12 protein-coding genes and 1 tRNA gene are annotated in these 12,205 nt (G+C 58.8%); 8 read left to right on the forward strand and 5 right to left on the reverse strand.

Translation table 11 applies throughout. The annotated features are described in order from the left end of the window. On the reverse strand, positions 1 to 235 hold a 235-nt coding region (locus WAW39_RS21960), incomplete at its 3' end, for a diacylglycerol kinase family protein (protein ID WP_422321302.1). A gap of 15 nt (positions 236 to 250) precedes the next feature. Further along, positions 251 to 1,336, reverse strand: coding sequence for a hypothetical protein (locus WAW39_RS21965; protein WP_422321303.1), 1,086 nt, complete (start codon positions 1,334 to 1,336; stop codon positions 251 to 253). Between the two features lie 146 nt (positions 1,337 to 1,482). Between WAW39_RS21965 and WAW39_RS21970 the strand changes: the two genes are divergently transcribed. The 5 genes from WAW39_RS21970 (at position 1,483) to WAW39_RS21990 (ending at position 5,156) form a co-directional block, all read left to right on the forward strand. After that, entirely contained in the window at positions 1,483 to 1,806 is a 324-nt protein-coding gene (locus WAW39_RS21970) for a heavy-metal-associated domain-containing protein (RefSeq protein ID WP_422321304.1), read from the forward strand. Positions 1,807 to 1,890: 84 nt separating this feature from the next. Continuing rightward, a tRNA-Ser gene (locus WAW39_RS21975) sits at positions 1,891 to 1,980 on the forward strand. 270 nt (positions 1,981 to 2,250) lie between these two features. After that, positions 2,251 to 3,228: a sugar phosphate isomerase/epimerase family protein gene (locus tag WAW39_RS21980; RefSeq protein ID WP_422321305.1), complete on the forward strand. Its 978-nt coding sequence runs from the start codon at positions 2,251 to 2,253 to the stop codon at positions 3,226 to 3,228. 3 nt (positions 3,229 to 3,231) lie between these two features. Continuing rightward, on the forward strand, positions 3,232 to 3,903 hold the full coding sequence (locus WAW39_RS21985) for an SGNH/GDSL hydrolase family protein (protein ID WP_422321306.1): 672 nt from the start codon (positions 3,232 to 3,234) through the stop codon (positions 3,901 to 3,903). Continuing rightward, on the forward strand, positions 3,900 to 5,156 hold the full coding sequence (locus WAW39_RS21990) for a serine hydrolase domain-containing protein (protein ID WP_422321307.1): 1,257 nt from the start codon (positions 3,900 to 3,902) through the stop codon (positions 5,154 to 5,156). Before WAW39_RS21985 ends, WAW39_RS21990 begins: the two co-directional genes overlap by 4 nt. 100 nt (positions 5,157 to 5,256) lie before the next feature. Here the strand turns inward: WAW39_RS21990 and sufT are convergent, their stop codons facing one another. Genes sufT through WAW39_RS22005 form a run of 3 tightly spaced genes read right to left on the reverse strand, consistent with a single transcriptional unit; the run spans position 5,257 to position 6,900 of the window. Further along, complete coding sequence (gene sufT, locus WAW39_RS21995; protein ID WP_422321308.1) at positions 5,257 to 5,814, reverse strand: putative Fe-S cluster assembly protein SufT; 558 nt, start codon at positions 5,812 to 5,814, stop codon at positions 5,257 to 5,259. Positions 5,815 to 5,844: 30 nt separating this feature from the next. After that, positions 5,845 to 6,327, reverse strand: coding sequence for an iron-sulfur cluster assembly scaffold protein (locus tag WAW39_RS22000; protein WP_422321309.1), 483 nt, complete (start codon positions 6,325 to 6,327; stop codon positions 5,845 to 5,847). A gap of 9 nt (positions 6,328 to 6,336) precedes the next feature. Continuing rightward, entirely contained in the window at positions 6,337 to 6,900 is a 564-nt protein-coding gene (locus WAW39_RS22005; RefSeq protein WP_422321310.1) for a rhodanese-like domain-containing protein, read from the reverse strand. Positions 6,901 to 7,127: 227 nt separating this feature from the next. Between WAW39_RS22005 and pssA the strand changes: the two genes are divergently transcribed. The 3 genes from pssA to WAW39_RS22020 form a co-directional block, all read left to right on the forward strand. Then, complete coding sequence (pssA, locus tag WAW39_RS22010) at positions 7,128 to 8,036, forward strand: CDP-diacylglycerol--serine O-phosphatidyltransferase (RefSeq protein ID WP_422321311.1); 909 nt, start codon at positions 7,128 to 7,130, stop codon at positions 8,034 to 8,036. A 56-nt stretch (positions 8,037 to 8,092) separates the two neighbouring features. Then, entirely contained in the window at positions 8,093 to 9,316 is a 1,224-nt protein-coding gene (locus WAW39_RS22015) for a hypothetical protein (RefSeq protein WP_422321312.1), read from the forward strand. A gap of 79 nt (positions 9,317 to 9,395) precedes the next feature. Then, positions 9,396 to 12,205, forward strand: a 2,810-nt coding sequence (locus tag WAW39_RS22020; RefSeq protein WP_422321313.1) for a PAS domain S-box protein, incomplete at its 3' end; no start/stop codon positions are given.

The raw sequence follows: 12,205 nt of genomic DNA on the forward strand, positions 1-12,205 counted from the left end.
GGTCCGCCAGGACTTCGATCGCCGTATTCAGCAGTTCTGCCGCCAAAACCAGTCCCACCGCCAGCAGCACCACACACCACTCCCAGGCCGCCAGGTTCAGCCAGAGGCCCAAGCCCGCCACCAGCACCGTGGCGAGGCCATGCACCTGAAGATTTCTCTGCGTTTTCAGCGCCCAGGCCAGCCCCGCCAGTGCAGGACCAAAGCTGCGGAGCACCGATGCAAGCCAGCGGGTCATGTGGGGGCAATTCGGCTACTGCGAGCCCGCAGGTTTTTCCACCGGAGCCGTTTCTGCAGTTGGCTCGGAGACTTCTTTCACCAGATCACGGAATTCCTTCAGCCAGTTCAAGGCATCCGGATGGCTCGGGTAGGTCTGAATCACCTTCAGCATGTCTGCCAGCGCATTGACTGGAGTGACATTGTTCTGCACCAGGTAATTGTCCTTTTCCCAGATCATGCGCGGGCCCGCATCTTTATAGAATTCATTGAATTCGGTCTCACTCTTGATGGCCTTTTGCATGGCCACCTCCGCACTCATGCGGGAATCCCACTGTGCAGGCAGATCAGTGGGCTTTTCCGCCAGATAATAGGGGAAAACAATGTTGGAATAAATGCCCCTGACATTCAGCGGCTGATACTCCCATTCTTTCCGCTTCAAGAAGTCTTCCAGAGAGTAAGCTTTGGCAAATTCGGAACTGGCCACGGACTGACGCAGAGTACCCATGATGTCTCCGGCAGGCACGTTGTTGCCACCACCGCCTCTACGCCCGCCACCGCCGCCACCCTGGCCAGCACCCTTTGCGTCCTTGTCCGTAACGGCCCCTGAGGCCGAATGAGTGGTGGCTCCCTGAACGGCAGTGATTGCCTTGCCCAAAAAAGCCTGCACCGAATTGACGATCGGAGCCATTTTCTTGGGTTCATCAATCTCCTGCGCCTGAATTGTCAGCACGAGGTACTCAAGTTGCAGCCACAGCGCCTGCTTGAAATCCTCATCTTTCAGATTTGCCTCATTCTTGTTCCGCCAGTCCATGAAATCTGTTTGCTTCAGATTCTTGCGGTCGAAGTGCTCCAGCTTGTAGCAGTCCAGATACAACGCCAGAGCAGCCGCCGGACTGGCCATTCCCTCGCGGAATTTTGCCATGGCCGTTCCAAAAACGGAGCCCCTGCCCTTGCCAATCTGCTCCTCCACCTTTTGCAGCTCTTTGAGGATGTGCTCCGTCTGAGCTGGCGTGAGAATCACCTTGCTTGCAGGTTTCTCAGGTTCAGCCGCAGGTGTTTGCGCAGGGGCAGGAGATGCCAGCACCAAGGCCAGCAGAGGCAGGAGTTGAGTCAATTTCATGGTCGGAAAATTAAACAAGGCAAAACGCGGATGGGTGCAGGAAAAATCTTTATCTGAAAAAATTCTCCACATCAACGTTTCATCCCCGCACAAACTTGGACTTGGATGCACAAAGTCATCGTATATCTGTTTCCACCCCCTCGCTTATGACACGCCCTGCTTTCTTTTTCGCCCTTCTGACCCTCCTCACCCTGCCTGCCATGGCTGGAGATGCCCCCGTCAACTACATCGCCGAGATGACCGGCATGGTCTGCGCCGGCTGCAAAGATCACGTCACCGCCTCCTTCACCAAGCTTGAAGGCGTCTCCAGGGTGCAGATTGTTCCCGGAGACAAACCCGGCACCCAAAAAGTCACTGTCACCTCCACTTCCCCCTCCTTGACCAAGGAGCAGGCCGTCACCGCTTTGGGCTCCTCAGCCTCCACGTACATCGTGCATGCATGGGTGAAGTCGGAGCAGCCGGCCCACTAAAGCCAAAATCATCAGGCAAAATCGCTTGCCAGTCTCTCCGACTGCGCCACTATCCGCGCTCTCCTTTTGCCGGAGCAAGAATTTGGACAGGTGTCAGAGTGGTCTAACGAGCACGCCTGGAAAGCGTGTGTACCTTAATCGGTACCGAGGGTTCGAATCCCTCCCTGTCCGCCATTCTTCGTCAACTAAACAGACGAAGAATGCCCTCCTCAGAGCGAAGGACGGCCGTCACCTTCGCCTCTGCCACGCAAGGAAGGTCAAATCTCATCGACTCCACCGCTCGAAAATTGAGCGAAATGAGACGCTTCATGAGGATCGCGGGCAAGAAGCCGACCCCCTCCACTTTCACCCGCACTCGTTTCTTGAGTTCCGGTGCTCCAACAGTTGCGCTTTCCTGCCTCAAGCACGGCAATATACCGTGCTTCAGACTCGTTTGGCTCTCTGATGAAACCAACTGCTTCCGCTCCGTCCCGTCGTCAATTCCTTGCCACTGCTGGCGCTGCCTCACTCTCATTCCTTTCCTCATCGCACGCGGCAACGTTTAAAACGGTGCTCAAGAAGGCCAAGATCATCGGCAAGCCGGAGGAAAAGGCGCTGCGTGAGCTCAAAGAGGCCGGATTCGACGGCGTGGAGGTTTCCCATCTTTTTGATGACGAAACGGAGGCCAAAAAGGCGCGTGAGCTCATCGAAGGCATCGGTTTGAAGGTGCATTCCGTGTTGCGCGGGTGGGCGGAATTCAACAGCGATGATCCGGGGCAGGTCGCCGCGAGCTACGCGGTGACGGAGCAAGCCCTGCGCACGGCCAACTGGCTCGGAGCTGAGACGATCCTGCTCGTCCCCTGCCGCGTTGGCGGGCCGACCGTGAAGATGCCGCAGCCGTGGGAATTCGACATCGAGTTCGACGAAAAGACAGGCCATGTCAGCCGCGTCGTGAAGGGCGACAACACACCTTTCGAGCGCTACATCGCGCTGCAAAACAAATCGACCGACGGATCGAAGGAGCAGGTGTCGAAGCTCATTCCGCTGGCCGAGAAGCTCAACGTCATCATCGGCCTCGAGAACGTCTGGAACAACCTCTGGGTGCGTCCGGACCTGTACAAAAACTTCGTCGCATCCTTCAACCACCCGTTTGTGAAGGCCTACTACGACGTGGGCAACCATGTGAAGTACCTTGTGCCCGTGCACGACTGGATCCACACGCTGGGCGGCCTCATCAAGAAGATCCACATCAAGGACTACGCGCTCGCGCCGGACAACCACAGCGGCAAGTTCGTGCATCCGCGGGATGGCAGCATCGACTGGCCAAAAATGCGTCAGGCCCTCGACGATGTCGGTTACAACGGCTGGATCACGGTTGAAGACAACGGCCTGCCCCTGCCCGAATTCAACGACCGCCTCAACAAGATCATCGCCGGAGTCTAATTCATGAAACTCGCCCTGCTTTTCCTCACGCTGGCCACCTTCACCCCGGCCGCCGACCGCGTCGTGCCGCGCGAAGGCACCGAGTGGTGCAATATCTGGATGCCCAACGCCAACAAGCACGACCTGCCGCGCGTGCTGCTCATCGGCGACTCCGTGACCCAGGGTTACGGACCCGACGTGGAGAAACTGCTCACCGGCAAGGCCTATGTCGCGCGCCTCGCCACCTCGCGCTGTGTGGGAGATCCCGTCCTGCATGCCGAGATCGCCGCCGTGCTCGGCGCGGAGACCTTTGACGTGATTCACTTCAACAACGGCCTGCACGGCATCGGTGCGGTCAGTGAAAAAGAGTATGCCGAATTTCTGCCGCACATGCTCGCTCACCTCCGCAAGCTCGCGCCCAAGGCGAAGCTCATTTGGGCCAGCAGCACACCATCCCATGTGAATGGCAAATTTGAGCAGCTCAACGCACGCAACGAAAACGTGAAGGAGCGGAACCGGATCGCCGCCGAACTGATGGCAAAGGAAGGCATCCCCGTGGACGATCTTTACGCGCTCATGCTGCCACACCCCGAGTGCTGCTCCGACGGGCTGCACTACAAGCCGGAAGGCAGGGCCATGCAAGCTGCGCAAGTCGCCGCCGCAGTCCTCAAGCTGCTGCCGTCGAAGGCGAAATGAAACACCTCAGGACACTCGTCGCGATCCTTCTCGCCATCTTTTGGGGAACTGCCCCTGCGCATGCGGAAGAAGCTCCCAAAACCGCGCTGCGTGTTGAAAAACTCAATGAACTGGATGCCACCATCGGGCAGGCCATCCGAGATTCCAAGCTGCTCGGCGCCGCCCTGTGGGTGGAGAGCCACGGCGTGGCCTACCACAAAGCTTACGGTCAGCGCGCGCTGAAACCTGCGGCTGAGGCGATGACCGAAGACACCCTTTTTGATGTGGCCTCCATCACCAAAGTCATGGCAGGTGCCAGCGCGGCGATGCTCTGCATCGAGCGCGGCTTGTTTAAGCTCGATGCCCCTGTCTCACAGCACCTGCCGGAATTCACCGGCGAAGGACGTGAGAAAATCACCTTCCGCCACCTGCTGCTGCACACCTCCGGGCTGCCGGTCAATCTCAATCCCAAAACACAGCCCTTCACCACTCACGACGAAGCCGTCGGGCAGATCTGCCACACGAAGCTCCTGTTTGAGCCCGGCTCCCAGTTTGCCTACAGCAGCGTGGGCACCATGCTTCTTGGCGGCGTGATCGAACGCGTGACCGGCAGGAAGTTTGACGAATTCTGCACCTCAGAAATCTTCCACCCCCTGCGCATGAATGACACCGTCTTTCGTCCCGACGGCGAGCAGTTGAAACGTGTCGCCCCTTCCAGTGCGCCGGAGCGCGGACTGGTGGATGACACCGTGGCCCGGCTAGCCGGCGGCGTCTCGGCGCATGCCTCCCTCTTCACCACCACGGCGGACATGGCCCGCTTTGCCCGCATGATGCTGAACCACGGCGAACTCGATGGCGTCCGCATCCTCAAACCCGAAACCGTCAGGCTGATGACCAGCGTGCAAAGCCCTGCCGGCCTGACCAGCCCCGATGCCAAAAACCTGCCCGTGCGCCGCGCTCTCGGCTGGGACATCGACACCCCCTACCGCACCCCGCCGCACGACTACAGTCTCCACCGTGGCGCCCTCTTCCCCATCGGCGGCTACGGCCACACCGGCTGGACCGGGCAGATGCTCTGGATTGATCCCTATTCCAGAAGCTTCGTCATCTTCCTCTGCAACCGCTACGTGGACACTTCCAAAGACACCCGCCCCGCCGTCTATCAGCTCCACCACCGCATCTCCACCCTCGCCGCCGAAGCCGTCCCGGACTTTGATTTCAAAATCGTCCCCGGCGCGCTGCTAAGACATGTGGAGCATGGGAGCGTGCGGTGATGCCAGAAAGGCAGGTTTACCGCACAATCCTCTTCTAATCCACACGTTGTGAGTTTCGGGACTACGACAGCTGGAAGACCTATCCGCCAGATGCCAACCCTCAGATCATCCCCAGCTTCATCTTTCCCTCGACGCTGATCATCCCCTGATTCCATGCCGGATCCCAGACGAGTTCGACGGCTGCGTCGTCCATGTCTTCGATGGTCATGATGCGGCTTTGCGCATCGGCGGCAATCGTCGGCCCCATGCCGCAGCCTGGGGCTGTGAGGGTCATCTTCACAATGGCTTTGTTTTTGCCATCAGCATCGGCTTCGACCTTGCAGTCATACACAAGGCCTAGGTCGACGATATTGACCGGAATTTCCGGGTCATAGACGTTTTTGAGCTGATTCCACACCTGGCCTTCAAGATCGCTGACATCCGCAGGGATGTTTGAGGAACTGCTGTCCTGCTCCTTCTTGCTGGCTTCGGGATCAATACCCAGGGCATCCACGTCACCTGCCTGAATGCGGGCAAGACCAAAGTCTGTAGCCACCGTGTAGGTGCCACCAAGCGACTGCGTGATGATGACCTTCATGCCGAGTGGCAGTTTGATCAGATCGCCACTGGGAATCTGTACGGCATCGACTTCGCGTTTGAGTTCAAGGGAGGAGTGCATGGATGAAATGAGAATGAAAAAATGAAAAGACTAGCTCGTGAGGACGATTTTGATTTTGCCCTGCGTTTTGCCAGCGGCGCTAAGAGCATCGGCCAAAGTGCCGGATTGATCGGACACAACAGGAGAGGCAGCGGCACCAGCGGGTTTGTTTTCGGCTTCCAAGGCAGCACGCAGTGCTCCTTCGACCATCTGCCCACAGTGGATTTTCATGGGCGGCAGCGGACCAAGAGGCTTGCTAAGTTCCTCGGCAGACATGGAGAGCGCTTCCTCCTTCGTTTTGCCACGAATCAATTCAGTGGCGATGCTGGCCACCGCGATGGCCGTCTGGCAGCCAAAGCTCTGGAAGCTGGCCTTGTCGATGACCTTCCTGCCGTCCTTTTCTTTGTATTTGATCCACAGGCGCACCATGTCGCCACAATCAGGACTTCCCACGGTGCCCACGGCATCGGCGTCGGGCATTTCGCCCAAGTTTTGGGTGTCCGTGAGGGCTTGCTGAAGTGCGGCTTCGTCCATGGTCGTGATTCAATCTTCAATTTCGATACGATAGCGCGGCAGGCTTGGATCAATCTCACTGCTGTAGGCGTCGATCCCGCCGGTGAGGCATTTCGTTTCGCCAAACCCATGGCCGATGAAATACGCCGCCGCATCCAGCGAGCGTGAGCCGGTGTGATCATACAGCACCACCGTCTGCGTCTTGTCACCACTGGTGAAGATTTCCTGCACCAGCTCCTGCGTCAGCAGGCGCGCGCCGGGGAGCTTCACCGCCTCATGTTCTTCACGCGTGCGCACGTCCAACAGTACCAGATCCGGCTTGTTGCGCAGCAGCACTTCCAGTTCCTGCGGGGAGATTTGCAGCGAGGCATCGCCCTTGTGGCTCTCTTGAATGTGCGCCACGGCCTCCGCCACGGGGATGTTTTCATTCCGCTCGCACACCTGCGCCAACGTCTCGCCGGGCTGAAAGCCGCAGCTCCGGCAGCCGCCGATGTGGTAGCGCGCAAACAACGCCCTCTGCGCCCCAGGGTAGGCCTGGAGCACCTGGCTCATGGTCATGTCGCCGGTCAGCGGCGGAAGTTCAGCAGTGGGCATGGTGGAAATTCATGCCATAACGGCAAAACCACCCAATGCAAGCGGAGGCCCGCCAGCACGCCCCAACGGCAGTACGATAAAACCGCTACGGCTCACGCGTCCGATAGGCCTTGGTAAGAGTAGCCAAGCATGGCCTAGGCTTCTGGATTGATCTCGTGTCCACACCTTGACTCTCCCTTTCGTTCTCTCGGCTCGACATTCCTCATTCTGCATTCACCTTGCACGCCATGTCTCAAGAACTCGAGCCACGCATCCCAGTCCTGCCCACTCTGATGACGGCGGGTAACATTCTTTGCGGTTTCGTCGCCATCCTGGAGATCTTTGACGGCCGCCATCTGGCGATGACCACGTCGGTCGATCTCAACAATTACCAGCACTACCACTACGCCATCGTCTTCATCCTCCTCGCCTGCTTGTTCGATGCGCTCGACGGCCGCGTGGCGCGCATGGGCGGCACAGAGAGCCCCTTTGGGCGGGAGCTGGATTCCCTGGCGGACATCGTCTCCTTCGGTGTGGCACCGGCACTGCTGGTGCATGATATTGTGCTAAAAGAGATCGACACCCCCAAAGGCCTCGGCTGGCTGATCTCATGCGTCTATCTGGTGTGCGGTGCCATGCGCCTGGCGCGGTTCAACTGCCTCGCAGCGGCGGATGTGAAAAGCAGCATGAAAGGCTTCCGCGGCTGTCCCATCCCGGCGGCGGCAGGTGTGATTTCCTCTTTGACCCTGCTCATCATCTGGCTGGACAGTACCGAGCGCGAGATCGGCAACTGGAAGTATGCTCTTGCAGGCCTGATGGCACTCCTTTCCTACCTGATGGTGAGCAATCTGGAATACCCCAGTTTCAAGGCCGTGAACTGGCGCACGAAACGCTCCTTTCACTGGGTGCTGGTCACCATCTTCGTCATCGCCTTCACGGTCATGAACTGGCACTGGATGCCCGCCGTTCTGTTTGTCAGTTACTTGCTGTATGGCTTGGTACGTCCATGGGTCTCGCGCAAATGGCGGCAGGAGATCGAGATCGAGGCGGAAACGGTGGAGATCGACCCCGAGGCAGAGACATTGGCACTCAATGGAGCGGATGACGACAGTTCAGAAAAGCAGCACGCGGACGGCAGCAGCTCCGTGCAGATTTGAACATTTTCATTTCACGCAGCGCCGGGACTGTGTAATTGAGGGTTTCTCCAATCTCCATGGCAGATTTTTATCAGCACGCGCGCGTGCCCACCCTCCACCACCTGGCACACGCGGACAGTTCCGCCCGTGAAACTGAGATGCTGGACTGGGCGCGGGACAAACCGGTGGCCCTGCTGCTGCCCGCGCTCTATGCCGAGTGCGAGCGCCCCGCCCTTCCTCGCATTCTTGAAGAGGTCTCCCAGGCAGGTCACATCTCCGAGGTGATTCTGAGCATGAATGGAATGGACGCCGCCGAACTCGAGCGGGCCCTGGTGCTCATCCGCAAAAATCTGCGCGGCAAGACAGCCCACATTCTTTGGAATGACGGGCCGCAGCTCTCCCAAGTCTATCAGCGCATGGATCAGGCCGGACTCGCCGGGCCCCATGCAGGAAAAGGCTCTAACATCTGGATGGGCATCGCCTACCTTCATGCGCGCAATTTTGGCGGCGTCATCGTCAGCCATGACACTGACATCCTGAACTACAGCCGTGACCTGCTGTGGCGGCTCTGCTATCCGCTGCTGCATCCGCGCATGAATTATCGGTTTGCCAAAGGCTACTACAGCCGTGTCTCGGACCGGCTTTATGGCCGCGTGACTCGGCTGCTAATCTTCCCCCTCATTCAGGCATGCCGTGATGTGCTGGGCTCGAAGCCCATGCTCGAACATCTCGACGGCTTCCGCTACCCGCTCTCAGGCGAATTTGCCGCAGACATGCAGGCACTGGAATGCTTTTGCCTGCCCGGCGGCTGGGGCTTGGAAATCGCCCTTCTCTGCGAAGCCTTCCGTCATCTGCCCGGTGAGCAGCAGTGTCAGGTGGATCTGGGCTTTCATTTCGAGCACCGCCACCGGAGCCTCGCTCACGACCAGATCGGGGTCAACGAACCGGGACTGATCACTGCTGCGGCAGATGTCGCCCGCTGCCTCGTCTATCAGGTCCTCCGCGAAGCCGAGCCCCGCTCCGCTGAAAGTCTCATGCGCCTGATCATCGAACGCTACCGCCCCCGCGCCAACGAATGGCTGCAGCGCTACGAGCATGTGGCCCTGCTCAATGACCTGCGTCATGACGCAGAGGAGGAAAGTGCCGCAGTCACCGCTTTCGGCCAGGCCTTGGATCGTCTCCTGCACAGCCTGGGAAAAGACACCCTGCATGTGCCGGCCATGCGCGACACCCCTGCCAGGACCCTCGCGAAGATTCCCGGGCTCGCTGCAGAGATTGTGGCGAGCGCCATCGTCGTCTGACCGTCCTGCCATCCTGCTTGCTTCGCGCCTGCCCCATGGATAAGGTCGGGTCTGTTAAAATAAGCGACTGCATTCTTGCATGAAGAAATCTCCCCAGACGGCGGCCCGGCGCAAAGCCACGGCCTCTGCTGCATCACTCACTCAGGGAAGTGAATCTGCTGCCACCCCTGAACAGCTGGCTCAGTTTTACAACAGCGTCGACGCCGCCCTCTTCAGCCTTTCCGTGGAGCCGGGGCAGCAGTTGCGCTTCCACTTTGCCAACCGACGCTTTCTCGCCGCCGCAGGTCTGCGGCCGCAGCAGGTGATCGGCAAACGAATCGAACAAATCATCCCCGAGCCATCCTGCACACGCGTGCTTAAGCAATGCCGCAAATCAATCCGCAGCCATCAGACCGTTCGCTGGGATGAAACCTACGCTCACTCATCGGGCATCAAATACGGCAAGATTTCCGTGACCCCGATCATGGATGCCAGGGGCCGTGTGACTCACCTGTCCGGCAGCATCATTGACATCACCAAACGCCGCAACTCAGAGCTGGCGCTGCATGAAAGCGAGGAGCTATACCGCCGCATCGTGCAGACCGCTGAAGAAGGCATCTGGACGATCGATGCCCGTTCGCTCACCGACTACGTCAATCCCAAAATGGCGAAGATGATGGGTTACAAGCCGGAGGAAATGATCGGACGCCCCATCAGCGACTTTCTGGACGATGAGGGCAAGGCCCTGCTGACCACGCACATCAAGAACCGGAAGAGAGGCATTTCGGATCAGTTCGAGTTCAAATACATGCGCAAAGACGGCACGCCTCTGTGGGCGTTTGTCTCCACCAATCCCATCACCAACAACCAGGGGGTCTATGTGGGGGCCATGGCTCTGCTGACCGACACTTCCGCACGTCGGGCCGCCGAGGCCGCCATGCAGGAGAGCAATGCTCAGTTCCGCGCCATCTTTGAGCAGGCCGCTGTCGGCGTGGCATTGATCGACAGCAACACAGGCTGTTTCCTCAACGTCAATCAACGGGCCTGCGACATTGCTCGGCTGACACGCAGGCAGATGCTGGCCACAACCTTCATGCACATCGCCCACCCAGACGATTGGCAGGCGAATTTGGAGCAGATGGAGAGGCTGAAGGCCGGCAAGATCCAAACCTACACCATTGAGAAACGCCACCTTCATGCCGATGGCAGCATCACGTGGATCAACCTCACGATTTCTCCCATGTGGAAAAAAGGCGAGCCCCCATCGCGGCACATCGCCATCATGCAGGACATTACGGAGCGCAAACAGGTGGAGCAATCTCTGGCCCGGACGACGGAGCTGCTCGAGCGTACCGGAGAGATGGCCAAAATCGGCGGTTGGGAGCTGGAGGTGGCCTCCAAGAAGCTCTTCTGGTCCCTCGAAACCTGCCGGCTTTTCGAGATCGAGAGCAAGACGACTCCTTCACTGAAACGAGCGATCAGCTTCTACGCCAACAAGGAGCAGCAGGTCATCCGCGCAGCTGTGAAAGCCGCCATCGAACACGGCAGCGCCTACGATCTGGAACTGCCGGTCCTCACCGCCAAAGGACGGCGCTTCTGGGCGCGCACTCAGGGATTCGCCATTCGCAAGAACGGCCAAACCGTCAAGCTGATCGGCACGTTTCAGGACATCACCGAGCACAAGCAGGCGGAGCAGGCTTTGATTGAGAGCGAGGTTCGCTTCCGCGCCATCTTCGAGCAGGCCGTCGTAGGTGTCGGCCTCGTGGATTTCACCACGGGCCGCTTCGTGGACGTCAACCGCCGCTTCTGCACAATCGTGGGCAGGTCGCGCAAAGACATGCTGAAGATTGCCTTTGATGCAATCACGCACCCGGATGACCACGCCAAGAACCATCATCTGCACAAGCAGCTCAAAGCAGCCAAGTCCTCCGAGTTTCAAGTGGAACAGCGCTACCTGCGTCCAGATGGTTCCGTGGTCTGGGTGAATCTCAATGCCTCTCTGCTCAGCACCATGAGCGGACACCCCAACCAGATGCTCGCCATGGTGGAGGACATCACCAGCCGCAAGCTGGCGGAGGCAAACTACCGCCGGGAGCTCGGCTTCAATGAAATCCTGGCCAGTCACACCTCGGCCATCATCATCCTGCTGGACCGGCACGGCAATCTGATCCACGCTAACGAAGCCACCCTGCAAATGCTCGGCTACAAACGGAAAGACCTGGTCGGCAAGCAACCACCATGGAAATCAGACTTCATGGAAGCTGCGGAAAAAGCACGTTCGCAAAAGCGCTTCAATGAAATGCTGGCCGGCAACAACATTGCCTCTCGGGAGGTCACGCTGATCGGCAAAGATCGCAAGCGCCATGTCGTCGCGCTTTCAAGCATCATCACCCGTACCCCCGAAGGCGTAGTGGACCGCATTATCGTCACCGGCACGGACCTGACGGAGCGTAACCGGCTGCAAAAAGAAATTCTAAAAATCTCCGAGCAGGAGCAGGCGCGCATCGGACACAATCTGCATGACGGTGTCGGGCAGACGATGACGGGAGTGGCCAGCTTGATTGAAGCGCTCGAATCCGAACTCACCGGTGATCAGCGCCAGAGCGCCGCCCGCATCCACCATCTCATTCAGGAAGCCATTCAGGAAGTCCGGCGCATGTCCCACAGCCTGTCTCCGGCATCCGTGAAAAATCGCGGACTTGGCGGAGCACTTCATCTGCTGGCTGAAACGATCCGCACCAACCATCGCACCTCTTGCACCTGCGAGGTCAATCCTGACATCAAAATCGAGGACTCGGAGAAAGAGACGCACATCTACCGCATCGCCCAGGAAGCAGCCAACAACGCCCTGCGCCATGGCCATCCCTCCAAGATCAAGCTGTCACTCCAGCTTCTGGGAGAACACGAGGC

Origin of the sequence: Prosthecobacter sp., assembly GCF_049294395.1 — a bacterium.
Classification (GTDB): domain Bacteria; phylum Verrucomicrobiota; class Verrucomicrobiia; order Verrucomicrobiales; family Verrucomicrobiaceae; genus Prosthecobacter.